Source organism: Iodobacter arcticus, from assembly GCF_042664895.1.
Classification (GTDB): domain Bacteria; phylum Pseudomonadota; class Gammaproteobacteria; order Burkholderiales; family Chitinibacteraceae; genus Iodobacter; species Iodobacter arcticus.
Window position 1 is genome coordinate 39,488 of sequence record NZ_JBHTBQ010000026.1, and the last position, 25,239, is coordinate 64,726.

Genomic DNA, 25,239 nt, shown 5'->3' on the forward strand with positions numbered 1-25,239 from the left:
TTGTGCGACTTGAACGGGGATAAGCGGTAAGGCTCATTCAAAGCGTCATTCCCGAGTGCTTCTATCGGGAATCCAGTGGATATGCTGGATCCCCGATCAATGCATTCGGGGATGACGGGATGAAGCATTTGCTTATAAGTTGTAAACCAAGATCAAAGCGATCAAGGCCGGAGCAACAACGCGGCACATCCACTTCATTCCCCAGTTTAAAACAGGGCTAAGCTCTAGCTCGGCTTCGATAACTGGCCAGATTTTCCAGCCTGCAAACAGTGCCGTGCCGATGCCACCCAAGGGCAAGAGGATATTGGATGCGCTGTAATCCATCAGCTCAAACACATTGCGGCCAAACCATTTGTATTCGCCCAGCACGCCAAACGAGAGCGAGGCAGGAATACCGGCCAGAAACACCAAGAGCGTAATCACGCCGGTGGTGGCTTTACGCGGCAGATTCCATTCATCAATCGGATACACCGCGATTAACTCAAGCAAAGAAACGGAGGAGGTGAGCGCCGCGACCAAAAGCAGTGCAAAGAACGCTGCAGCAAAAAACTGACCAAAAGGCAGATGGTTAAACACCACCGGCATGGTCATATAAGTGAGGCCCGGGCCTGCTGCGGCGTCCAAACCAAAGGCGGTAATGGCGGGAAAAATCATCAGGCCTGCCAAAATCGAGGTCATGGTGGTTAAGCCCGTCACCCACATCGCGGCATTGACCAGCTTTACATCACGCCCAAGGTAGGAGCCGTAAGCCAGCATGCAACCTGCGCCCACCGATAGCGAGAAAAACGCCAAGCCCAGCGCATCGACCAGCATTTTTGAGTTTACTTTAGAGAAATCCGGAGCTAAAAATGCCTCCACCCCAGCCCAAGCGCCTGGCAGCGTTAAAGAACGGACAATCAGCGCTAGCATCAAAAGAAATAGAGCGGGCATCAGCACCTTGCCCGCCCGCTCAATACCTTTTTGAATACCAAACATCACCACAATCAGGGTGAGTAAGGCAAACAGAGCATGGGTGATAATTGGCTCAACAGGGCTGGAAACGTATTGCCCAAATAAAGCGCTCAAGGCCTTGGGATCGTTACTCATGACGCGGCCATCGATGGCGCGCAGCAGATAGCCGATGGTCCAGCCGCCGACCACGCTATAAAAAGAAAATACAATCAGCCCGCACAGCACGCCGACATAGCCGACGGCAGACCAGCCCTTACCGCCGAACTTTTTAAATGCGCCCACAGCACCACATGCCGCAGCGCGGCCAATGGCAATTTCGGCCAGCATCAGCGCAATGCCCAGCGTAAAAGTGATCAGCACAAAAATAAGCAGAAACGCACCGCCACCATTCATGGCGGTAACGTAAGGGAATTTCCAGATTGAGCCTAAACCGACGGTCGCCCCTGCGGAGGCAAGAATAAAGCCGAGTTTAGAGCTCCATTGCGAACGAGACATGCGCTATTCCTAGTAGCGGCAAATAAGCCCAAAGCCATTTGCCAAATAAATCTGCCACCGAATGCGCGAGCTAAATAAAAGGCCGCCCTTTCGGCGGCCCCATAGATCAATACCCAAGGTGCCGCACTAAAAAATGCGCCACCAAGTTGCTGGGTGATTGAGTGTGTTCGTATTCATGCTTTTAGAATGCCTTGTAAGCTGCCTGATGGTCAAGTAGTAATTTTGCGTTGCAGCAAGGTTTACAGATTTTTCACCAGCACCGTGGTGATCAAGATTGGCGCAAGGTAGCGGCAGGTAATCAGCCAAGCTTGTCTTTTCCAGCCTCGCAAGCCCACTTCATCCACCAGCGTGTCCCCCGCTTTCCAGCCCGCCAGCAACGCCAAGCCAATCCCGCCAACCGGCATGGCTAGATTCGATACAAAGTAATCCATTGCATCAAAAATGCTTTTACCAAAGATGCGCACATCAGACCAGATACCAAACGACCACGACGCCGGAATACCGCATAAGAACACCGCCAAGGCGATGCCGATCAGTACAGGGCGGCGCGGCAGTTTTAGATCGTCAATAAACCAGATGGCGATCAATTCCAACATCGCTACCGATGAAGACAAGGCCGCAGTAGCCAACAGGGCAAAAAAGGCGATCGCAAATAGCTGGCCAAAGGGCAGATGCATAAACACCACCGGCATGGTCATAAAGGTGAGCCCCGGCCCAGCAGCAGGGTTTAAGCCAAAGGCCGCCACCGCTGGGAAAATCATCAGCCCAGCCAAGAGCGCAATCATTACCGCCAAAAACACCACCCACAGCGATGCAGAAAGAATCTCCTCATTGGAATGCATATAAGAGCCATAGGCCACCATTGCCCCCACGCCCAAAGACAGCGAGAAAAACGCCAGCCCCAAGGCTTCCACCACCATCGAAGGATTAACGCGGCTCCAGTCTGGCGCTAAAAACTGCACCACACCGGCCCATGCCCCTGGCAGGGTTAAAGAGCGCAGCATCAGAACCAGCATAATAATAAACAGCGCAGGCATCAGCACCTTGCCCGCCCGCTCTATGCCTTTCTCAATACCGCCCAGCACAATGCCTAAAGTCGCCAGCGTAAACAGCGCGTGGGTAATCAAGGGTTTGATTGGATCAGATACAAAGCTGCCAAACATCGCTTCTAAGGCCTTAGGATCGGCACTCAATACGCTGCCATCGATGGCCTTGCCAAGGTAGGCAAAAGTCCAGCCGCCCACCACGCTATAAAATGAAAACAGCACAAAGCCAGCAATTACGCCGAGCAGGCCCAAAAGCGCCCAAGGCTTGCCGCCAATTTTTTTAAACGCGCCCACCGCACCATTGGCGGCCGAGCGGCCCAAGGCAATCTCGGCCATCATCAGCGCAAGACCCAAGGTAAAACTAAAAATCAGAAACAACAGCAAAAACGCCCCGCCACCATTCATAGCCGTGACATAAGGAAACTTCCAAATCGCCCCCAGCCCAATGGCCGAGCCTGCCGCCGCCAGAATAAAGCCCAAACGTGAGCCCCAAGCATTACGTGTAGTCATAAAACATCCTGCGTGTTTTTAATAAATGAGCCCAAGGGGCTCTATGCAAATCTAAAACAAGGCTTTATTAATTTAGTGCCTTCGGCACGTTGATTTTGGTGCGGCATCCCCGCGGGGACTCACTTTCTTGAACGGCCAAGAAAGTAAGCAAAGAAAGCCGCCCCGACCAGCACGAAGGCCCCTCACTGCGGATAATCGGCTCGGCGCAAAAGGCTGCTCGCTCGCTGCCTCGCTACCCCTTTTCCGAAACCCCGAGCCGCTTATTCCTCGCTTCGGCGTGCTTCAAGGGGGATTTAAGCCCTGTGCAATTTGCAGCGATACGAATCCAAGTTACAGAGTTTTAAAATACTCAAAACAAAATTAAAACAACTTAACTCAAGCCTGTTTTTCTCCGTGAAACTTCGTGTTCTCTGTGTCCTCCGTGTTTCAGGATTTGGGTTTTGATCTTGGTTTTAGAGTTTGCAAATTAATATCAAAGATTCTTCACCAAAATCACCGCAATCGATAAAGGCGCGACCACGCGGCAGCTCCATTTCAGGCCGAAGAGTGGCAAGCCAGCTAGGCCAGAGTGCTCTTCCAATAGCGGCCATACGCGCCAGCCTGCGAAGAGCGCCACGCCGATTCCGCCTAGCGGCATCATTACATTGGAGACGCTGTAATCCATCAGATCAAAAATGGTTTTGCCAAAGAATTTCACATCCGCCCAGGGGCCAAAAGACAGCGATGCGGGGATGCCGCAGAGGAACACAGCCAAAGATAGCCAAAGAATCACTTTGCGGCGTGGCAGTTTGTATTCATCCAAAAATAGCGTAGCGATCAGCTCGAGCATCGAAACGGATGACGTCAGCGCGGCCACCGAGAGCAGGGCAAAGAAGGCGATGGCGAAGATTTGGCCAAAGGGCAGGCTGGCAAACACCACCGGCATGGTCATAAAGGTCAGGCCCGGGCCTGCGCTTGGATCAAGCTTAAAGGCAAACAGCGCAGGGAAAATCATCAGCCCGGCCAAAATCGCCACGGTGCAAGACAAACCCACCACCCAAGCTGCGGAATGCAATACCGGTGTTTCTTGCTTTACGTAAGAGCCGTAAGCAATCATGCCGCCCGTGCCTAAAGACAGCGAGAAAAACGCCAGACCCAAGGCATCGACAACCATAGCAGGAGTCAGCTTAGAGAAATCGGGGGCAAAGAAGGCCACCACGCCCTGCCATGCGCCGGGCAGCGTTAAGGATCGGGCGATCAAAATCAGCATGATGATAAACAGACCCGGCATCAGCAATTTGCTGGCGCGCTCAATGCCTTTTTCGATACCGCCAATCACAATACCTAGCGTCGCCAGCACAAATACACCGTGGGTCAAAATCGGCCAGAAAGGGTTAGATACATAATGCTCGAAAGTATCTTTGAGCACCTTGGTGTCGGTAGTCAGCACCGAGCCATCCATAGCCAGCGCAAGGTAAGCCAGCGTCCAGCCGCCCACCACGCTGTAAAAGCTGTAGAGCACAAAGCCCGCAAAAATCCCCATCATGCCAATCAGCGGCCAAGATTTACCCGCCAGCTTGCGAAACATCCCTACCGGCCCCGTTTGCGCGCTACGGCCCAAGGTAAATTCCACCACCATTTGGGCAAGACCCAAGGTGAAGCTAAAAAATAAAAACAGCAGTAAAAACACGCCACCGCCATTCATGGCCGTCACGTAAGGGAATTTCCAGATGGCCCCAAGGCCAATGGCCGAGCCTGCCGCAGCAAGCACGAATCCCAGCTTAGAGCCCCAGTTAGAGCGAGTAGTCATGATATGGTCCTTTTTTTGTAAACCTCAAGAACCAACAAATCAGGCAGGCCAGAATGCAAAAAGGCCGCCTGATTTGGCGGCCTTGGATGCTTCATTCTGTGTGTTTCAGATGAACGCGACCCATCGGGCTGCCTGTGGGCAAGCCAGATAATAATAAGAATAAACGCGGGTCAGATTCATCATAGTGGGCGCATCTTCGGCCGTGTAAGGGTGGGCTGTCAAGCCAAAACAAGGCGGAGGGCTTGTTGGAACAGGGCGATTTACTTCCTAAAAATCAGGGCTTAATGGTCGTCTTAAAAATTGTAAAAAATCATTAATTACAAGTAGTTAAAACTTATAAAAGCCACAAAGCATGATCAAAAACAGCCTTGCCATTTTAAAGTGCGCAAGGCTGTTTCTGGTAATAAGACCCAAGAATATAATCAATTGGACCAACTTATCGCGCAATATTCAGCAAGATTAAATCGATCAAATCCACTTAAGCCCCTGCCCAGCAAGCCTCTTCACTTTGATTCACTGGCTTTGCATCCAGCACCACACGGATATCTTTGAACTCTGCCCCGCGCTGCAGGCGAACGATAATGCTGTCTGCCAGCCCTGCCTGATCTGCATCACGGCGATAGGTGAAGCTGCCATATTCAGCAAAATTAATCCGTCCAAGCTTGGCCGAATTCACCAGCACAAAACGATCGACCTGCTGATTGGCCCCCAGCGTAACGCGCAGGCAACGGCCTGTGCTGCTAAAACGCGTTTGCAACAAGGCCAGAGTGTTTGGATTGGCGGGTGGCGATGTTGGCGTAGTGGTTGGCACTGGGCTTGGCCGTGTTGGAGGCGCAGTCGGTTTTGGTACAGCCGTTGGCAGCGCAGTAGGCCGTGTTGGCGGGCTGGTCGGCACCATTGTTGGTTGAACTGGCGGTGATGTTGGCGTAAGGGTTGGTGTTGTGCCTGTGCCCTTAGCTAGCGGGCCTTCGCAACGCAGTGCGGCACGATGCGCATCCAGCTGATAATCGCTGGCAAAGCAATTAACAGCCAGCATATTATTGGCGCGGCCTTGCAAGTTTTGCAGCGCTTTATTCAACAAGACTTCGCTTTCCTGATGCGCTTGTGTCAGCGTGCTTGCACGAATGCCTAAGGAACCTGTGCATTCAAAGCGGCGCAGCTCGCTGCCTGCCCCTTCTGCCCAGATACGGCAAGCCAGAGGCAGCTCCTTGCTGATTAAAGCCTGAATTTGTGCTGCATCACCCAGCTGCCAGGCCGATTGAGCCAGCCAATCGATGCCCTCGATGGTTGAGGTGTCTCCCAGCTTGCCTGCACGTTGTAAAGTGACCTGCTGCTCTACAAAGTCTTTAAACCGAGCGCTTAAGGCCGTATCAGCACCTAAGCGTTTAACCAGCGCATCAAAGCCTTTTACATCGTCTATTCTTAACTGCAGCAGCACATCGGCCAGAATACCCGGCTCATTACGATGCAGAAAGTAGAACCACAGCGCCGAATGGCTGTAGAAATCCCAGCCATCGCTATAGCTGGAACGCATAATTTGCGCTGGCGTTTGAAAGCTGGCTGGCCAGTTATTCGCCACCACATCCACCACATGGCCACGCACTTTAATGCCCTCACGCGAAGTGCTCCACGCCATAAATTCGGCAAAGCCTTCGTCATACCAAGGCATACGGCGGCTATCACGGAAGAATTCACTGGATCCCCACATGCCGGGCTGAATAAAGCGGCCGGATAAATAATGCACATATTCGTGGCGGACAAGCTCTTCTAAAGACAGCGTACTTTCCTGGCTGGTGCGCTCAAAGGTATAAAAAGTAGCGCCGTTTTCAATATAGATGCCACCGTTATCGGTGGATAAATCGTTGAGTAAGCCCTGAAAACGGCTGTAATCACTTTTTGTGCCATAAATCACCATACGCAAACGTGCATTTGGATCATCTTTTACTGGCTCCCGTACACCGCTTACCCGCTTAAGCTGCGCCTCAACTTGCTTCATGGCGTAATACAGCGGCTCTACCTGCTTGCGGCTTAGCGGCGTTTCAAAAACTAAATTGCCATTATCAAATGACCAGCGATTTGGAAATAAACGGGTTTTAAGCTCGGCTTCGGCATTGCAAATGTTGTAACGATCGCAAGGCACTTTAGCGATTTTCTTCAAGGCATAGACGGCTTCTGCCCAGATTGCCGAATAACGCTCTGCACTAAGATGAAGGGCTACCGCAGGCTCGGCCAGTGGCGTCGTTTTTGGGTAAAGCATAAAGCGGCCGGTTTCACGCAGCGTGTTTAAAAACATCTGCTCATCCACAAACGCCGCCCGGCCTTGGCGCAAAATCGCCGCCAAAGACGTCACTAAACCATCGAGCTGGCCAGCGGCCACCTTTTGATCAAAGCCGCTCTGGCCATGCATATTGAATAAAGTAGTTTGCATAGGATGCAGGGCAAACTGGGCATAGCTTTGCTTAAGCGGGCCACGGTAATGGCCAAAGAATGTAGCGAGCAGCGGAAGTGCATATTCTGGCTGGCGCACCGAATCAGCCAGAATCATCGTCTCGCTCACGGTTTGCCGCGCATCATTCTGGCGCAGCCATGCTTCATTCGATTGAGATTCGTCTTCTGCTGGGTTCATCCATAACGCCGGATTATCTGCCAGCGCACTCACCACCTGCATGACAGGCTGATCCACCAAGCGGCCATATTCGCCCACTTCTTTAGCGTGGCTGTACTGGGTGAAATAACCTGCTTTTAAAAAAGTCGCCAAGGGCCAGAGGCCATTAGGCTTACGCGGATCCCACTGGCTGGCACGCAAACGCGCCTCCTGAGCCACCGCCTGCATATTTGCAGCCGAGATCACCGGGTAGGTTGCAGCATCAGCATCAAAAAGACGGCTAATGCATCGCCCCTCTACCGTAGCTACATAGCTAGCCAGCGCCGCGCCAGATAAAGTAAACAAGCGCTGATCACATTCTGCATAGACAGGTGCTGTTGATGCACCCATCGTCTGCCCCGCTGCCTTATTGGAAGGCATTATTTTTGCCCCGGCCTGAGGCGGCAAACCAAAAGGGCGGCTAGGCTGCTCGCCCAAAACAGGGGCATGCTCTAATTGCCCCTGCTGGCTTGCGGCGGGTGGTGGGCTAGCCTCCGCCGCACCATCGCTGCCCGATGTTACGCAAGCGGCCATCATGCTGGCGAGTGTAATGACCAGCAAACCAGCCTGTGTACTTCGCTTATTTATTAACTTTTTTACACGCATAAGTCAGTTCCAATGAGTAAAGCTTACAAAATCAGAACATCATTATCTGCTTATATGTTGTTTAAATAAACAAATTTACACATAAAAGAAAGAAATAAACATAAACAACGAAAGTAAATACACAAATTATTGTAAGCAATATTACTTATTTAAGTAACAAACCAGCAGAAAAACACAGCGTATCACTCAGCATTTTTCCAGCTCGGCCACCAGCAGGCACACCTCGCCATAGGGTACTAACAGCCACTCGCCAGCGTCGTCTGCACTGAGATGCAGGCTATCAAAAGGCTTTAAAACAAACTGCAGCTCGCCTTTTCTGCACAACACAGATTCCCCCGCAGCCAAAAATAATAAGCCGCCCTCCCCGGCAAAAGACCATGTCTCAGGCTGGCTAAAAAGCTGCTGACGTAAATAATGCTGATATCTGCAGCGCCGCGTCATTACATTAAAATCAAGCACTTCACCCTGCAATAAACGCGCATAAACTTGGGCTTCGCCAGCAAAACGCAGCGGCTCATCCCTAGGCATCAGCTGCAATGGGGCTTGATCAGCAAATTGCAAAGCCAGCCCCTTCCCCGCCAGCAAGGCAAGGCTGCGATCAATACCCGTGAACTCTGAAAAACCACCATCCCCCCCCACCGTAGCCATGCTGATACGCCAGTCAAAATCAGCGAGGCTAGCGTCTTTCGGAAAAATAATGATTTCTGACGTGACTCCGCCGCCATTTTTCCAAGCTTGCACGGGTAAATCTGAGTGACGCAATACGCTAGCCATACGGAATCCTTTATTTATCTCTACAAAAAATATCAAAATCTGCCATATTACTGACACAATAAAAAAGCAATATATAAGAAAACCATCCTAATGCTACTTCGGCAGACTATCCACAATGAGTCATGATTGCCAGAGCTGTGGCGCCTGCTGCGCTCACTTTCGGGTTTCGTTTTACTGGGGAGAAACCGATACGGCCCCTGGCGGCACAGTGCCTGCCAAGCTCACCATACCTATCCATTCTACTTATGTCGCCATGCGCGGCACAGACCGCCATCCCAGCCATTGCATTGCCTTAGCAGGAAAAGTGGGCGAACAAGTAAGCTGCGGCATCTACACACAGCGCTCGAGTAGCTGCAAAGAAGTGATGGCAGGGGACGAGCAATGCAATAAAGCGAGGCGGGCTTATAATCTGGGCCCGATTATTAATCAGCCGCAGGAAGAAGCCGAAATACCTTGCTAATGTGTGAAACAAAAACCGAATCTTGAGCTATGGCGGCCATAGAATACACAGCGCTTCGCGAAGAAAAGCCTTAGAAGCCGTTTTGAAATGGCTCAGCACAATTTGCCAAACATTTTTTGATCATCGCAAGCCACACAATATTTTCTATCTATGCCCGTTAAAAGCTCGTCATCCTTAGATAGGCAAGGAAAGTTGCCCATCTACACAAACGTCCTTTCTACCACCCAACGCTTAGTGTCTATTGACGTTTCATTCACACTTTGTCAAACCACGGAGGCAGCCCATTACGCGGGTTTTCAGGAAAGATCAGGGCTTGATTTCCCCAGAAAATCTATTTAAAAACGGCATCTCATAAGCTGTACACCTCAGAGTAGCGGCTATGTCACTACATGCTCACCTTGCGGATGTTTACTGCGCCGCAGCCGGTAAGCATCCCATGCTTTTTCATGAAAAAAATAGGCAACGGTATTGACCATAGGCTCAATTAAGGCCAGAAAACCGGCCATACCGATATTGCCTGTGATCAGATAGGCCACACTAAAAGCTACGCTAAAGTGCACCATCGCAAAAGTAATTGTCTTTGCCATGCTTCAATCCTCTTTATGTAAAATCATCAATACAAATGATATTCATTCCTATTTTGAAATACCAATTGAATATTTACACCCCATCTATAGCGAAAATCTATCAAGTTTTTATGTCGGTAGTTTTTTATTATACAAAGAAGCGCAAGACGCCCTACCTGCCAGCCTTCATAATCCCCCACACACTGAATCACAGCCCAAACATATGAAAATCATCCACACCTCGGACTGGCATCTGGGCCAGCATTTTATGGGCAAGACGCGCCAGGCTGAGCATCAGGCTTTTTTAGACTGGCTGCTGGCTAGCGCAATCACCCACAATGCCGATGCGATTTTGGTGGCTGGGGATATTTTTGATACCGGCTCGCCGCCTAGTTATGCGCGCGAGCTTTACAACCACTTTATTGTGGCCCTCAGCAAAACGGGCGCTAGGTTGATTATTTTAGGGGGGAATCATGACTCGGTTGCCACTTTAGGTGAAAGCAAATCGCTGCTTGCCGAGCTAAACACCAGCGTGATCCCCGGCGTGGCGGCGGATCACGCTACGCAGGTTTTGCTGCTCAGGCAAAAAGACGGCAGCGCCGGAGCCGTGTTATGTGCGATTCCCTTTATCCGCGCGCGCGATGTGCAGCAAAGCGTGGCGGGGCAAAGCAGCGATGAAAAGCAGCTCAGCTTGCAAGAGGGTATTTTTCAGCACTATCAAACGCTATATCAGCGGGCGTTAGATACGCGCATGGAGCTTGGATTACCAACCTTGCCCATCATCGCTACCGGCCATCTCACCACGGTTGGCGCAAGCGCCAGTGAATCAGTGCGTGAGATTTATGTTGGCGCGCTGGAAGCCTTCCCCACCAGCGCCTTTCCACCTGCTGACTATATTGCGCTGGGGCATATTCACCGGCCGCAAAAAGTCGGTGGCTTTGAGCATATTCGCTACTGTGGCTCGCCAATTCCACTGAGCTTTGATGAGGCGAAGCAAAGCAAAGAAGTGCTGCTGGTCAGCTTAAATCATGAGGGCCTACAAGCGGTTGAGCCACTCGCCATTCCTCGATCTCAGCAGCTTATCTCCTTACGCGGCAATCTGGCCGAGCTGGAGTCTGCCATCAGAGCGCTCGCAAAAGACGAATCCATCTGGCTAGAAGTGCTGGTCAGCAGCGATGATTACCTCAGCGACTTACAAAGCCGTATAGAAGAGCTGACTAAAGACACGCAGATAGAAGTGCTGCGCATCCGCAGAGAGCGCGGCAATGCCGCCAGCACTTGGCAATCGGATAGCAAGGAAACGCTGGCCGAGCTCAGCCCTGCCGATGTATTTACCCAGCGCATCGCCAGTGAAGAAATCGAAGCGCCACTCTTGATCGAGCTGGAAAAACGCTATGCACAAACCGTCACCATGCTGCAGGAGGCCAAAGCATGAAGCTGCTTAGCCTGCGTTTAAAAAACCTGAATTCTTTAAAAGGCGAGTGGAAAATCGACTTTACCGCCGCGCCCTTTAAAGATAACGGCTTATTTGCCATTACTGGCCCCACTGGCGCGGGTAAAACCACCTTGCTAGATGCCATTTGCTTGGCGCTTTACCACCAAACACCGCGCATGAGCAGCATTTCGGCCAGCAGCAATGAGCTGATGACCCGCCACACCAGCGATTGCCTTGCTGAAGTAGAGTTTGAAGTGAAAGGCAGCCGCTACCGCGCTTTCTGGAGCCAACGCCGTGCGCGTAATCTGGCCAGCGGCGCATTGCAAGCACCCAGAGTGGAGCTGGCGGATGCCACAGGCCTAATCCTCAGCGATAAGATTAATGAAAAGCTCAAACTCACAGAAGGCCTGACCGGCCTTGATTTTGGCCGCTTTACCAAATCCATGTTGCTGGCACAGGGTGGCTTTGCGGCCTTTTTAAATGCCGCCGCCAACGAGCGAGCAGAGTTACTGGAAGAGCTAACCGGCACCGATATTTACGGCCAGATTTCACAATCGGTATTTGAGCAAACCCGCAGCAGCAAGCAAATGCTCGATCAGCTACGCGCCAAGGCTTCCGGCGTTGAGCTGCTCAGCGAAGAGCAGCGTAGCGACTTACATACACAGACTATTGACTTAACCCAAGCCGAACACGCGCTGCAAAGCCAGCTAAGCCAGGTGCAAACCAATCGCCAATGGCGCGAAGCGCTGAGCAGGGCCAATCGCCAACACGCTGACGCCATTTTTCGCCAGCAAGAAGCCCTTGCCGCACTTGCCAGCGCCCAGCCACAGCTTGATCAACTCGCCCGAAGCGAGCCAGCGGCCAAGTTGCAACTGCCTTACATCGCATTAAGCCAAGCGATAGAGGCACTGACCCGCACCGAGCAAGAACTGCTACAGCTGAAAACAGAACAAGGCAGCGCACTTGAGACACACAGAGCCAAGCTCTGGCAAGCACAGCAACTGGCTACACAACTCAGCCAGCAGAGCAGCGCCCAGCTCGGCCAAACCCAGACCGCGCAGAGTGTATTAATCAGCACCCAGCGCCCTGAGCACGCAAAACTGGGTGAGCAGCTGGTGGGCTGGCGGGCGCAGTTTAAAGACTTAAATACGCAAGCAAGCGAAATCAGCAGGCTAGCCGCAGAGATCCATCAGCAAGATATTCAATCGCTAAATGAGCAGCAAGCGGCACTCAGGCTAAGCGTTACTGGTAAACAAATAGAAAGTAAAGCGGCGGCGCTGGCAGAAAATACCGCGCAAGTGGCATGGCTGGCCCTGCTTGCTGGCAAAGATGAAGCGGCTTTTTGGGAGCAAAAACAAAGCTTACTTGCGCGTGGCGTAGACATCGGCAAGCTGGCAGATCTGGAAAATAGCCGACATAAAACACAGCAACAGTCAGGCGATCTGGCGGTGGTAATCAACGAAAAACAAGCCTTATTAGGCCAAAAAGAACTGGCACTGGTAACGCTCAGGCTGACATTTAGCGATTTGAAACAACAAGTCAGCGATAAGAAAAAACTACTAGAGCAAGAGCAACGCATTCAAGGTTTGGAAGCCTACCGCCAACAATTGCAAGCCCATGAAGCCTGCCCGCTCTGCGGGTCTCTTGAGCATCCAGCTATTCATGATTACCAAGCGCTGAATGTTTCTGCCACTGCTGCCGCACTGGACGCCAAACAGGCGGAGCTGGAAAAGCTTACCGAAGAAGGACAAGCGCTCAAGCTTGACCTCACTAAGTTGGAAGCTGAAATTAGCGCACTTGAATCTCAGCAGAAAATATCCTCAACACTAGCCGCAGAGCAACTACAACAGTGGAATCTGCTCTGCGCCAAGCTGGCACTCCACACCCCAGATTTAGCTGCACTCAGCCAGCAACACGCCGCAGCCCTGCAAGCCGTAGAAGCTGCCTTAAATCAGTTGAGCACAGACAAGGCACAGCTTGAGCACGCACAAAAAGTAAGGCTCACCGCTGATAAAGCACTCAGCGACAGTCAGCAAGCTTTGCAATTGCTGACGCAAAAACTGGAAAACACCCAGGCTCATCTGCAAGATTTAATCCAAAGGCAGCGGCAACTCACTGAGAAAATAACCACCCAAAATGAGGCCTTGCGCCTATCTCTGCCCGAACAAGCACTGCCTACGGACAGCAAAGCCTGGCTGCTCGCACAAGAATCGCTATGGCAAAGCTGGCAGACCACGCAGCAACAGTTGCAACAACTAGCACAAGATTTAATCGTCCAGCAGCAGGCGGTAAAAGCGGCTGAGCAGTTAGAGCAAACTTGGCAACGATGCTGGCAGGAAACGGGTGCAGCCCCGCAAGCGGCGCTGGCTGACTCCCGCCAAGCCGAGGCCGATTTAGCCGCTTGCACCGCGCAGATCAGCAGCCTGCAAGATCAGATAAGTCAGCAAAAAGGCCGGGAAATTACCCTACAAAAGCGCAAGCAAGAGCATCAGGATCAGCGGCAACACGCTAGCAGCGCATGGCAGGCCGCGCTGGCAGCCAGCCCTTTTGATAATGAAGCCGCTTTTATGGCCGCACGCTTGGAAGACGATCAGCGCAATGCATTAAGCGCGCAAAAACAGCAGCTCGATACCGCGCTAATTACTGCCAATACCCTTCTGGGAAGTGCCGAACAAGCCTTAGCGCCGCTGCAAGCAGAGGTAAAAACAGAGCTAGCCTTGCCCGAGTTGGATGAGCAGCTAACCAACCTCAGCGCAGAAATCACCCAGCTAGCTCAGCGGCAAGGCGAAATTCGCGGGGCGTTGCAGGGGGATGATGCAAGGCGCAGCGGCCAGTCGGTGCTATTTGATGAGATCGCAGCCAAGAATGTGGATTACGATTACTGGCAGCATCTCAACAGCCTGATTGGCTCGGCCGATGGTGCAAAATATCGCAAATTTGCACAGGGCTTAACGCTGGATCATTTGATTCATCTGGCAAATCGTCAGCTAGAACGCCTGCATGGCCGCTACCAGCTGCTGCGTAAAGGCGAGCTAGAGCTGGGAATTATCGACACATGGCAAGGCGATGTGGCGCGAGACACCAAAACGCTCTCGGGTGGCGAAAGCTTTTTAGTCAGCCTAGCGCTGGCCTTAGCGCTGTCTGATCTGGTTAGCCACAAGACATCCATTGACTCGCTGTTTTTAGACGAAGGCTTTGGCACGCTAGATGGCGAGACGCTAGAAATCGCCCTCGACGCCCTAGATCACCTCAACGCCAGCGGCAAAATGATAGGCATCATCAGCCACGTAGAAGCCCTGAAAGAACGCATCCCCGTGCAACTAAAAATCCATAAATCGGCAGGATTGGGGCTGAGTCAAATGGATAAGCAGTATGCGTTTTCAGGAAATAAAACGTAGGTTGCGGTTAGCAGCTTTACCGCGTAACCCAACAGACGAACCACAAAGGCGTGTTGGGTTACGCGTGTTGCCTGCTTAAAACCGCAGGTAACACGCTAACCACAACCTACGTCACCCACCCACCTCTCATCCCCACTGGCATAAATTATGCTGCTCGCTACTTTCCTTCCGCATTTACTAAAGGGAAATATCATGCGTATCGAGCAGAGTGATTTAAAGCTCACTAGCCATCAGGCCAGCAGCAGCGAAAGCTGGAAATCTTTGCAGATGGCAGAGGGCGATGCCTCCACTGATCCATCAAAAGGCCAGTTTGCAGCTTTCTTTAATCAAGAGCTAAAAGCCATGGCTAGCTTACTTCCACAAGCAGAGGCTAAGCAGGTAGATGCCAGCCAAGCTGTAGACAAGAGTAAAGAAGAGCGTTTTCAATCGCTATGGGAAATGCTGTTTGGCAGCCATCCCACCAGCAAACCGGCCACACCTTGCCCTGAAAATACCACTCCTACCAACAGCAGTACGGATGCAGCAAGTGCCGCCTCAGCCCCTATCAAGCCGCAGCCCATCACAATCAAACTCTTAGCTGTTGAGCATACCAAGACCAGTGAAAGCTGCAGCTTTAATGCCAGCGGCAAGGTTTGCCTGAAAGATGGCAGTACGCGGCAATTTGACGTTGGCTATCAGAATGCACAGAGCACAGAAAGCACACGCATCGTGGGTGCAGAATGGCTTACGCTGAAAGATCCGCTTGTTGTCGATATGGGGCCAGCCACCACTAAGCTCAGTCAACAAAGCGTGGATTTTGATTTAGATAATGATGGTAAAAAAGAAAGGATGCGCCTGCCTGATGCCAACTCTGGGCTGCTGTTTTTAGACCGAAATCATAATGGCGTGGCCGATAATGGCAGCGAGCTATTTGGCCCGCAAAGCGGTAATGGCTTTAGTGATTTGGCTAAGCTTGACGATGACCACAATGGCTGGATAGACGAAGGCGATGCCGCTTATCAAGACTTAAAAGTCTGGCAGAGCGGCGATCAATCAACCGGGCGGGTTCAAACGCTGGCGCAAGCGGGTATAGGTGCAATGGCCACAGCCAGCGTGCAAACCGAATACGGGCTTAAAGAAGATGACGAAGTACTGGGCCAGATTCGCGCGAGCAGTGTATGGCTTGGCGAGCATGGCGGAGCAGGCAGCGTGCGGCAAATTGATCTGGCTACCAAGCCGACCGCCTGAAATGTAATTTCATTAAAAACAACACAGGGGGCGCAAGTGATTACGCCCCCTCATATCACTGAAGGCTAAGCAAACATTGCTTAATCAAAGGCCCTAGGCAAGCATAAGCAAAGCCAAAGTAGATAAATACGCCGAGTAAATCCATGATCGAGATAATCAAAGAGGCGCTTCACGTATTAAATTTCAGCGAAAGTACTTGTAATTGAGTTCGGCCCCCTATTTAAAAAAAAGGAATGAAGAGCATAGGAGCAACTTTAGCCGTGAAAGCGCTATGTATAAAAACATTTGCGTCTAAAGCCGCTCCTACGTTACAGATCCTTAATTTGCTAGGATTAAGCAACCAGCTAAATCCTTTCAACATCTTTGCAACAATCTTCCTCATCCAGCTTGACCTTGACGACGGCCCAGCCTACTGTGCCATTTCCATTCACCGACCGAGGACAAGCCATGAATACATTTGCGCCTATTTCCACTGCGGTCGGATACATCAGCTAGATTTAGCAGCCCAACTCTATCCGACCGACCCAGCTTCTTGCCTAGCAGCTTTCAATAGACTGCTTATGGCTTTTTGACTCGTCTTTCGGATAAGACCATGTACCCCTCTATAGAAAAACTACGTGCTATCGGCTTCGATCAGCACGCATTACAAGCTTTCCATATTTCACAGCAACTCGCCCACACCAGTCATATTCAACGCGACTTGGTTATGGATCAGCATGCTCTACAAGCATTTCACCTCGCTCAATCAGAACAAAGCACCAAACCGCTGCAACTCGCCCGTATCAGTAATATTCAACGCGATCACGTCCTGCTGCACGATGGTGAAGCTGAAAGCCCAGCACGGCTACGACCGGCTCTTCATCACCATCTACATGCCAGCGGTGAAACACTGGCCGTGGGCGATTGGGTGCTGTTTAGCCCGCAAGATGATGCATGGGTAGAAACCATCCTCCCCGCAAGAAATCGCCTCTGCCGCCGTAATGCTGAGGGACAAAGGCAGGCCTTGGTCGCCAATATTGATCTCGCCCTCTTGGTGATGGGACTAGATCATGATTTTAATTTGCGCCGCTTGGATCGCTATCTCACCCTGTGCTTATCTAATGAAGTGATACCGCTACTGGTACTCACCAAGGCTGATTGCTCACCGCAAGTGGCTGAAAAAATGGCACAGGCTCGTGCCCACCTGCCCGCGCATATCGAGCTGCTGGCGCTGGATGGCCGAGGCGATTTGGCGAGGGAAGCTTTATTGCCGTGGCTGGCTGCAGGCCAAACCGTGGTACTGCTTGGCTCATCAGGTGCTGGCAAAAGCACGCTGACCAACACGCTAATCAGCGCCCAAGTGCAAGACACCGGTGCAGTACGCTTGGATGACAGCCGTGGGCGACACACCACCACTTCACGCAGCCTGCATCTATGCCCGAATGGCGCTTGCATTATCGATACACCGGGCTTACGCACGATCAGCCTAGATAGCGATGAAGCTGGCATCCACGCTGCCTTTGCCGATATTGCGGCGCTAGCGGAGCATTGCCGCTTTAGGGATTGCCAACACAGGGACGAGCCAGATTGCGCCGTGCGGGATCAGATCAGCAGCGATCGCTTAAAAAGCTTTCATAAACTACTGCGGGAGCTTGGCAGAGAAAGCCAAACCCCATTGCAAAAACAAGCACAGCTAGCAGTGTGGAAAATACGCAGCAAAAGTGCGAGGGCACAGCGGAAAAATCAGATCGATTAAGTGAGCATCCCCCAGTCGTCCAATCCTCTTCACTTAAAGAATCTACGCCGTAGGAGTGGCTTTAGCCGCGAATATTTTAACCAGCAGCACTTTCGTGGCAAAAGCCACTCCTACGAAAATCATCATGCCAACAGAAACTAGATTTTAATCAAAGAAAAAGCCGCTTAATCCGCTACACTGCGGCCTTTTTTGCTGATGACTATGAATCCTCTTTTAATGATTGCCATCACCACGGGCGTTCTTTCTGGCCTTTGGGGCTGGGTGGCGGTGTCTTTTGGCTTATTAAGCTGGGCGGGGTTTTTGGGCTGCACGGCTTATTTTGCCTGCCCACAGGGCGGTGTGCGTGGCCTGCTGCTCAGCACCTTAAGCTGCTGCAGCGGTGTGTTTTGGGCGATGGTGGTGATTCAAGGCAGCGCACTCGCGCCGCAGTTAGAGATTGCTGGCTATCTACTCACCGGCGTGGTGGCGTTTTTGATGTGTATTCAGGCCAAGCAGCGCTGGCTGGGCTTTATACCGGGTACATTTATTGGGGCCTGCGCGACTTTTGCGGGGGGAGGCAACTGGCAACTGGTGAGCGCTTCTTTACTGATCGGCTTGGCATTTGGCTATGCCATGAAAAACAGTGGCTTATGGCTAGCAGGATTAAACCACCGCTCACCCAAGGATTAAAACAAGGGTTATATTTGCTTAAATCTGGCTTTTATATCTCTTACATCGGCCTATACTAAAAGTGTGCTGCGCATTTGCCAGCGCCCTATAAAGGAATAAAGCCATGAGCAAGTCTAAACAAAGCGTTAAAGAAACTAAAAAGCACCCACTGCTAAGCGCTAAAGAAAAGAAAGCAGCTAAACAAGTGAAGAAACACGCCGGCGATGCCGTGCCTATGCTTACGAAATAGATCAAATTGAACACACTATTTTTGATATGCGAGGCGTTCGGTATCGAACGCCATGCTATTAAACCCAGCTAAACATTGATCAATACCGCAATAAGCTTACCAAACTTTCATTTAAACATAAGCAGCTTTGTATATCTTGGCGCCTCAGTGCTTAAATCACCGGTTTTTTTGGCCTGCTATTACCATTTTTTCCATTACCGGCACGGATTCGATCCCAATATTGAGTGCGTAAAGAAAAATCTTCGGATGATTGAATCCAAATAATTTTATCCCGAGCGCTTATATTCGATTTAGCCAAAGTATTAGACAAACCTTGACGCTGCGTGAGCTGAATGCTCACCATTTTATCCAGCGTAAAATTAATCCATTGCTCTGCTAATGGCTTATTTCTAGCCTTAATACTAATCGCCCAGCAATCAAGCCAGGCCAAAGCACCTTCTTTAGGCACGATATAGCCTACATCTGCCCCTGCCGCACGCAATAATTTAAACTGCTGATTACCATAATTAGCAAACATCAAAGCAGCTTTATTTTTTATAAAGACCTGCGTTCCTTCTTCCGGACTATTATAAAAAAAAGGATCCTGATCACGTAATTCCAGCAAACGGTTAACTGAATGTGCCATTTCATTTCTAGATAAATTAAATGGATCTTTAATACCTATTGTCAGTGCAGCAAAGCTGAAATTATGATTACTGCCATCATGTAAAACAACTTTACCTTTATATTTTTTATTCCACATTTCATTCATTGATGTGGGGGCTTGTTTTATTTGATTTTTATCATAAATCAAGCCCATTTCAGAATATGCAAAAGGAATAGCATATAAATAGCCATCTCTGTTAATACTTTTAATTTTATCTAGTTTTCTAAATCTAGCCAGCTGATGTCTAGTATTAGGAATGCGAGCCGCTCTTATCGGTGCGGCGATCGATTGATCAATATAACGCTGTAATTCTGCCGTATTCGCCGCAAAAACATCAAAAAATTCTCCTCTGTTTTTGCTCAGTTTTTCCCACAAAGCCTCATCAGTATCAATAAAGGTGACCTCTAGGCGAGCATCATGACGCTTTTCAAATTCGCTCACCCAATCCGGGTCTGCATAGCCTGGCCAAGCTAAAACACGCAGCACCTCAGCCGCCCAAACGGCGGACGACGCACTGATGCATACCATCCCAAACGCAGAACGCAAAAAGAAGCGCTTCATTTCAACTCTCAATCTAATAGGCACCTTATGAAAAATAAATATAATAAGCAAAAAATATATTTATCTTATTTATTGCTTATTATAAATCCCCAAAGTAAGCAACTCAAGAAAAACAGCAAAAAAAACCAATTTAGCATATTTTAAAATTATGATTATTTTTTCTATTTATTAGTAAAACTTATTGTTTAAAAAAGAAAAAAAACAAACCATCCTGAATTTTTTATGAAAATATCACATTCATATTATAAAAAAATTACCCGAGCGAAGTTTATCTCATTTGTCATTAATTAAGTAGTAAGTAAGCAATTGATCAGAAAAAACAAAGAAAGCATACTATGCCACGTACATTCAGCCAAGCCTCAAAAACGGGACAAAACGCTAACGAGTTACAGTGAGCAAACGAGAAAAACCATGTGCTTTACCTAAAATAAGTATAGATAAAGGGCAAACAACAAGCCCCAGTAGCCTAGTGACTTCTAAAGCTGAACAGTTGCCATTGCCAGACCTCCCCTAAGCCTCCCCGTAAAAGTCGAACGCCTTTCGTGGTGCATACACGCAAAACCAGATCAAGCTACTGGCATAGCCGCTTGGCTCAGGCCAAGATGGCACACAAGCCTGTATCACCCCCTATACCATTAAAAAAACCAAAGCTTACAAATATTATTCAAAATAATGACTACGAAAAAAAATATTATAAAATATATAATTAAGAATATAAAACAACAACCATACTTAAAACTGACTAATGATTATCAAAAATACTGACGATAAACAGCTACAACTCGATGAGCTCAAGCGCTTAACCACCCTCCCCTCAATCAACAGCAAACAACGAGAGCAAATCGAACAGGAAATTTATCGCCTGCAAAAAGGTCATCAAGGCAAAAAAGACAGCGCATATGAAATTGATTTTTACTTAAAATAATCAAAAAATGGGCAGTCATTCATGATTTTCGGATTGAGCATAAAGGACGTGTTGCACAAATTGATCACCTTATAATTAATCGCTTTCTGGAAATATTTGTAATTGAAACAAAGAATTTTTCAGCCGATTTACAAATCAATGAAGTAGGTGAATTTACTGCTTGGTATCACAAAAAACCCATAGGTATTGCCAGCCCTCTCGTTCAGAATGAAAAACATATCGCTGTATTAAAAGACTTAATCAACAGCTCGCCCATGCCCACTCGGCTAGGCATAAGCTTAACTCCCTCTTTTTCTAATATAGTAATGCTAAGTAATCATCAGCGCATTACCAGACCTAAAAAAATAGACAGCCAGAATATAATTAAAGCTGAACAAATCAAAGATTGGCTAACAAAAACCAATGTAGACAATGCAAGCATCATTCATATATTTAGCAGCATGGCAAAAAATGGTCAGCAGCGAAACAGCAATGGAAATCGCAGAAATGATTGCCAAGCAGCATTGCCCATTGACGCCTGATTACAGAGAAAAATTTGGAATTAATGAAACAGCAAACAATGCCATCCACCAAACAATAGAAAAAACACCTGCTGCTGGAGCCCACAAATAAACTCACCACATCCAAGCTAGGCATGAGTACTCAGCAATTTATTGATCGATTGATTATGGATGGCTTACTTGAACAAGCAGGCGAAAAAACTCAATTAAGCGACAAGGGAAAACAAGCCGGAGGTGAAGCAAAAATCAGCTAAAGATTTGGAGCATATTACCTTTGGGATGAAGCTATGGCTGATTGTAAAAAATAATGAGCTAATTTAATAAATAACACAGATTTCAAGTTAAATAGACCTGATTATGCCTCTTGCTCAATGGCTCTGTGTCGATGAATTCCTTGAGTGCTGGGCTTGGTTTTTGAATCTGTAGGGCGAGAGAAACCCGCGAGCGATGCTGAATAAATACGCGGGTTTCACCCGCCCTACAATATTTATAATGTTACTAAGCAAGCGGCATAATCAGATAAATAAATTAAGAACAAATACGCTCTTGCCTCAGCATAACTAAGCAGCGCTCGGCATCAAGTTGCAATTTGGCCTCGGTGCCATCAGTCTGTTTAACGACCAACAGACTGCCATCGCTGCCATAGCGATATTGGGTGAGATGGCCGCTGGGTAAATAGACCAGTTTTTTTATGCCGCCTTTGGCATCTTTAATCGCAGTAGGCAGGCCCTACGGGTTGTAACTATAGCGGGTGGCGTATTGCTTAGGATCGATTTCTTTGAGCAGATTGCCTTTGTCGTCGTATTCGCGCAGCCAGATATTGCCCAGCGGATCGGTAATGCGGATCAGTTGGTCTTTATCATCGTAAGCCATCTGCACGGTGCTATCGTCGGGGCGAATATGCAACAGCAAGTTATCGTTGGCATCGTATTCATAACGATCTGAGCTGCCATCGGGATAAATAATGCGGTAGGTGGTGAAGAAGCTCTGATTTAATCTAACAACCTTGCTTTCGCCAAAACAGGGAGCAATACTATTGCTCCCTGTTTATTTATTTATTTTTTAATGCGTCGGTAATCAGTTCTTTAATATGGGCATCATCATAGTATGCATACATTCTATGGCCGATGGCTTCCTCTTGGCTAATATCAAATCTAGAATTATCAACTCGCACGGCTTGGAGCTTGCCAGGAGTGCCTGTAACAAAAAATACGTCATTGAATTTTTCAGAGACAACATAATTAGGCGTTTTGTCTATAATTAGCCATTCGCCTTCCGATCGACATTCAAATAAACCATATGGATTAAGTATTACAGGGCTAATCAGCCATTTATCTGCATAGTTTGGATCAAATATAGGATGAGCAGAGAAATAGTCATAAATTTCCGCAACCATCCCCATATTTAGTTTTGAGATAAGCCTGCCAAAACAATAACGCTGTTCATCATAACGGAAGGCAAATAAATCTCCTAGTATGGGTTTAAATCGCTTGGGCCGTTTAGCCGTTTTTAATACGACTTGCTTAATTTCAAGCTCTTCCATACCACTGGCAATCTCATCATCTACATTTACTTTAAATGCCAGCGATAAGGCGTATTCAAGCTCAAGCAGGGTAGGTTTTCTGCCTAAATCCTCGATATATTCATGACTAAATTCTTTTAAAAAATGCCGTATTGAATCCAGCACCGCATCACCAATAACGGCATCTTTTTGATCGGGTATATTCCACCAGCCCATTACTACATCCTCAGCTAAAATTTCAATTTCAGTTGAAATTTTTAACATTTAAAAATAATTTTTTCTAATTACTTTTTTAAATTAAGGCTATGTTTCATAACAAAACTACAGGGTTAGGTCCTGCATTAACATGTATGTGCTAATACAAGACTCGTTCCTGTAGCTTATCTTTTAGCCATTAAGGAAATTAGGAATTTCAATTATCCAATCTTCAAAAGAGTCCGCCTCTTTGCTTACTTCACCTGTTGAATGATCAGTGCAGTAAACAGCAGTTTTCTCGCCATCTTCTATAGATAAACAAAAATAATCACCATTTCCTATGCCGTAAAAAGGGATTAAATTTTTAGAGAAGTTAGATTTTTTTATTTCTATCTCATACACAAGAATTATGTCATCGTTGCCATTTGTTAATATTTTTGATGTTGGGTTATATATATCACCCGGAAATGAAAAATCAGTCATTAAATCAACAAAATATTTATATTCTTGCGGCAATTTAGTTTTAAAGTAATTCTCAACATTAACCCAGTCTTCTGGGCTCGGAGTATCTAGCGTCCTGTTCTCCAAAGGAAGACACTTGCTAAGTACTAAGCTAATTTCGTTTTTATTCATTATTTTTTTATTCTAACTAAGTTTATATGAATATAGTGAAATTATATTAATCTTAATTGTCAAATTATTGTTATTTAATTTCTTCGTAAGAAGATCTATTTTTAGGTGTCATATCGAGAGCTCGATAAAAAACCATACCCTTTAGTTTTGAATTAAAACAAGCATTTTTTATTTCATCATTAACTAGCAGTTTCAAACGAAACTCATAGCATCTAGCTATTTTTGGTTCGTACTCTATTTCATTTTTTATCTTCATAAAATAAAAAGAGTATTCTGGATTCTTTGGATCAAAATTATCTAATTTGTATTCACTGTTTTCCATGTCGATGCTTTCAATAACTCGCAAAGGATGAATGCAACTGAATCCTTCTATTTTTTCACCGTTTGAATAAATTTCAACATCAAAAAATTCGACTTCATGAGGTGCAATTTCTTCTATTATTTTTCGTAGAGAATTACTGACTAACTCTGGGCCAGTTGACCTAATGATGTGAAGTTTAGATAGCACCTTAATGCTTGATTTTTTTTCTAATTCATATAATAAAGGTGTATCAATCACACCTTTGAGGCTTGAGCCCTGAAGAAATAATTGGTAATCAAAAACACTATGATCAAACTTTATGATTCCATAGATATTTTTTTTCTCCGACATAATGTACATCATCACAAACCACCTTTTCCCTTCTATGAGTGTTAATTCCCCTTGTCAAACAAGTCAGATAACATGAGAAGCCTTCTCCTACTAGTTGAGAAAGTAAGTACTCTCCCCATGTTGCTTATTTGATTGAATAAATTATAGTTTTAATTATGCTGCAAGTATTTCATTCTTCATCACACTCAAAAAAAGCATCATTTTCATAATAAAAAGTAAATGCAGCTAAGATCTGCTCTTGTGTAGGAGCCTCAATTTGCTGACTAAGATTATCAATGACATCTTCTATATCCTCTATAGATAAAGTAGATATCCAGCCTTCAGAAACTAATTTTTCTCTTTCTTTTTTTTCCTCTTCCATAGAAAGATCCATATTCACTTTATAGAAAAACCCTTTTGAAATAAGGGTCCATGGTTTTGAGCCCAAGAAAAGCCAGCCAGAATGCATGTGAGGGTTAGCAAAGACTTCATTTAGTTCAAGTAAGATGTGTATTTTAAATACCTCTGTCTATAATTTAATTTTTTTAACCCATCCTGTTGTTCGGGGTAGAGCGAGTCTTTAATTCGGTCTGCTTTTTTATGTTGTGTCGTATTTAACTAGATATGTATTTTTCTGGAGAAAACTGGGGACAGAGCACAGTTAACTTGCTTTGTTACTTGCTATATTTTGTTGTTTTTATTCAATAATTTTTCGCTGTAGTGTTGTTGCTTCCATATGTGAACTACCTCTTACGCTGGTTAGAAAAACAAAGGCTGAATTTTAATCCACCCTTTGTTTTTTTACTGCTTAGATAATTAAAAATTAAGATAAATTATTTGAAAAATACACGTGATAGTATAATTTATAATGATATTTTTCAGGCAACAATAAAAGCACGTTTTATGTGGCAGCAAATACCCTTTTTTCGTTTTATTTTTTACATATTATAAAGATATAAAATCCCAAATATAGTTGACTAACTCATTATTACTTAACCTGATTATGTCTCTTACTCAGTTAATCGCCCTCGCGGGCAAGGCTTAGCAATGAGTAAGGCATGCAGCATGCGGGGAATAAGGGCGCATAAATCA

At 47.4% G+C, this 25,239-nt stretch carries 22 protein-coding genes; 10 read left to right on the plus strand and 12 right to left on the minus strand.

The features are described from left to right. Positions 1 to 132 precede the first annotated feature (132 nt). The 5 genes from ACFQNF_RS12640 to ACFQNF_RS12660 all read right to left on the minus strand — a co-directional run bounded on the left by ACFQNF_RS12640 (position 133) and on the right by ACFQNF_RS12660 (position 8,815). Positions 133 to 1,446 carry a sodium-dependent transporter gene (locus ACFQNF_RS12640; protein WP_380188311.1) on the minus strand — a complete coding sequence of 438 codons (1,314 nt, stop codon included), beginning with the start codon at positions 1,444 to 1,446 and terminating at the stop codon, positions 133 to 135. Between the two features lie 239 nt (positions 1,447 to 1,685). Continuing rightward, positions 1,686 to 3,002, minus strand: a complete 1,317-nt coding sequence (locus tag ACFQNF_RS12645) for a sodium-dependent transporter (RefSeq protein ID WP_380188312.1) — start codon at positions 3,000 to 3,002, stop codon at positions 1,686 to 1,688. Positions 3,003 to 3,474: 472 nt separating this feature from the next. Then, positions 3,475 to 4,791 (minus strand): sodium-dependent transporter, encoded by a 1,317-nt coding sequence (locus ACFQNF_RS12650; protein ID WP_380188313.1) that lies wholly within the window; start codon positions 4,789 to 4,791, stop codon positions 3,475 to 3,477. Between the two features lie 478 nt (positions 4,792 to 5,269). Next, the gene (locus ACFQNF_RS12655; protein WP_380188314.1) at positions 5,270 to 8,041 is read right to left on the minus strand and encodes a collagenase; all 2,772 of its coding nucleotides are present in this window, start codon (positions 8,039 to 8,041) and stop codon (positions 5,270 to 5,272) included. Between the two features lie 186 nt (positions 8,042 to 8,227). Continuing rightward, on the minus strand, positions 8,228 to 8,815 hold the full coding sequence (locus ACFQNF_RS12660) for a HutD/Ves family protein (protein WP_380188315.1): 588 nt from the start codon (positions 8,813 to 8,815) through the stop codon (positions 8,228 to 8,230). A 115-nt stretch (positions 8,816 to 8,930) separates the two neighbouring features. Between ACFQNF_RS12660 and ACFQNF_RS12665 the strand changes: the two genes are divergently transcribed. After that, positions 8,931 to 9,275, plus strand: coding sequence for a YkgJ family cysteine cluster protein (locus ACFQNF_RS12665; RefSeq protein WP_380188316.1), 345 nt, complete (start codon positions 8,931 to 8,933; stop codon positions 9,273 to 9,275). 377 nt (positions 9,276 to 9,652) lie between these two features. Here the strand turns inward: ACFQNF_RS12665 and ACFQNF_RS12670 are convergent, their stop codons facing one another. Then, positions 9,653 to 9,862 carry a DUF2061 domain-containing protein gene (locus ACFQNF_RS12670; RefSeq protein WP_380188317.1) on the minus strand — a complete coding sequence of 70 codons (210 nt, stop codon included), beginning with the start codon at positions 9,860 to 9,862 and terminating at the stop codon, positions 9,653 to 9,655. Positions 9,863 to 10,064: 202 nt separating this feature from the next. Between ACFQNF_RS12670 and sbcD the strand changes: the two genes are divergently transcribed. The 6 genes from sbcD (at position 10,065) to ACFQNF_RS12700 (ending at position 18,534) form a co-directional block, all read left to right on the plus strand. Next, positions 10,065 to 11,276 carry an exonuclease subunit SbcD gene (gene sbcD, locus ACFQNF_RS12675; RefSeq protein WP_380188318.1) on the plus strand — a complete coding sequence of 404 codons (1,212 nt, stop codon included), beginning with the start codon at positions 10,065 to 10,067 and terminating at the stop codon, positions 11,274 to 11,276. Then, a complete protein-coding gene (gene sbcC, locus ACFQNF_RS12680; RefSeq protein WP_380188319.1) occupies positions 11,273 to 14,674 on the plus strand; it encodes an exonuclease subunit SbcC in 3,402 nt (1,133 codons plus the stop codon). Before sbcD ends, sbcC begins: the two co-directional genes overlap by 4 nt. Positions 14,675 to 14,866: 192 nt before the next feature. Then, positions 14,867 to 15,901, plus strand: coding sequence for a hypothetical protein (locus ACFQNF_RS12685; protein WP_380188320.1), 1,035 nt, complete (start codon positions 14,867 to 14,869; stop codon positions 15,899 to 15,901). Positions 15,902 to 16,493: 592 nt separating this feature from the next. Further along, a complete protein-coding gene (gene rsgA, locus ACFQNF_RS12690; RefSeq protein ID WP_380188321.1) occupies positions 16,494 to 17,636 on the plus strand; it encodes a ribosome small subunit-dependent GTPase A in 1,143 nt (380 codons plus the stop codon). Positions 17,637 to 17,837: 201 nt separating this feature from the next. After that, positions 17,838 to 18,305 (plus strand): DUF1097 domain-containing protein, encoded by a 468-nt coding sequence (locus ACFQNF_RS12695; protein ID WP_380188322.1) that lies wholly within the window; start codon positions 17,838 to 17,840, stop codon positions 18,303 to 18,305. Positions 18,306 to 18,408: 103 nt separating this feature from the next. Beyond that, positions 18,409 to 18,534 (plus strand): hypothetical protein, encoded by a 126-nt coding sequence (locus ACFQNF_RS12700; RefSeq protein WP_257722027.1) that lies wholly within the window; start codon positions 18,409 to 18,411, stop codon positions 18,532 to 18,534. Positions 18,535 to 18,685: 151 nt separating this feature from the next. Here ACFQNF_RS12700 and ACFQNF_RS12705 read toward each other — a convergent pair whose 3' ends face one another. Beyond that, positions 18,686 to 19,741 (minus strand): extracellular solute-binding protein, encoded by a 1,056-nt coding sequence (locus ACFQNF_RS12705; RefSeq protein WP_380188323.1) that lies wholly within the window; start codon positions 19,739 to 19,741, stop codon positions 18,686 to 18,688. Between the two features lie 745 nt (positions 19,742 to 20,486). Between ACFQNF_RS12705 and ACFQNF_RS12710 the strand changes: the two genes are divergently transcribed. From ACFQNF_RS12710 to ACFQNF_RS12720, 3 genes are read left to right on the plus strand one after another with little or no spacing between them, the layout of a single operon-like run. Continuing rightward, complete coding sequence (locus tag ACFQNF_RS12710; RefSeq protein ID WP_380188324.1) at positions 20,487 to 20,666, plus strand: hypothetical protein; 180 nt, start codon at positions 20,487 to 20,489, stop codon at positions 20,664 to 20,666. Continuing rightward, positions 20,666 to 21,187, plus strand: a complete 522-nt coding sequence (locus ACFQNF_RS12715; protein ID WP_380188331.1) for a nuclease-related domain-containing protein — start codon at positions 20,666 to 20,668, stop codon at positions 21,185 to 21,187. Before ACFQNF_RS12710 ends, ACFQNF_RS12715 begins: the two co-directional genes overlap by 1 nt. Further along, complete coding sequence (locus tag ACFQNF_RS12720; RefSeq protein ID WP_380188325.1) at positions 21,138 to 21,278, plus strand: hypothetical protein; 141 nt, start codon at positions 21,138 to 21,140, stop codon at positions 21,276 to 21,278. Before ACFQNF_RS12715 ends, ACFQNF_RS12720 begins: the two co-directional genes overlap by 50 nt. 617 nt (positions 21,279 to 21,895) lie before the next feature. On the opposite strand, the gene ACFQNF_RS20825 is transcribed toward ACFQNF_RS12720, so the two are convergent. The 5 genes from ACFQNF_RS20825 to ACFQNF_RS20850 all read right to left on the minus strand — a co-directional run bounded on the left by ACFQNF_RS20825 (position 21,896) and on the right by ACFQNF_RS20850 (position 24,661). Beyond that, positions 21,896 to 22,072 carry a hypothetical protein gene (locus ACFQNF_RS20825; RefSeq protein WP_417448718.1) on the minus strand — a complete coding sequence of 59 codons (177 nt, stop codon included), beginning with the start codon at positions 22,070 to 22,072 and terminating at the stop codon, positions 21,896 to 21,898. A 145-nt stretch (positions 22,073 to 22,217) separates the two neighbouring features. Beyond that, positions 22,218 to 22,952, minus strand: coding sequence for an Imm26 family immunity protein (locus ACFQNF_RS12730; RefSeq protein WP_380188326.1), 735 nt, complete (start codon positions 22,950 to 22,952; stop codon positions 22,218 to 22,220). Positions 22,953 to 23,075: 123 nt separating this feature from the next. Continuing rightward, positions 23,076 to 23,516: an SMI1/KNR4 family protein gene (locus tag ACFQNF_RS12735; protein ID WP_380188327.1), complete on the minus strand. Its 441-nt coding sequence runs from the start codon at positions 23,514 to 23,516 to the stop codon at positions 23,076 to 23,078. 70 nt (positions 23,517 to 23,586) lie between these two features. Next, positions 23,587 to 24,180: an imm11 family protein gene (locus tag ACFQNF_RS12740; RefSeq protein WP_380188328.1), complete on the minus strand. Its 594-nt coding sequence runs from the start codon at positions 24,178 to 24,180 to the stop codon at positions 23,587 to 23,589. 157 nt (positions 24,181 to 24,337) lie between these two features. Beyond that, positions 24,338 to 24,661 (minus strand): DUF7716 domain-containing protein, encoded by a 324-nt coding sequence (locus ACFQNF_RS20850; protein WP_465262213.1) that lies wholly within the window; start codon positions 24,659 to 24,661, stop codon positions 24,338 to 24,340. Positions 24,662 to 25,239 lie beyond the last annotated feature (578 nt).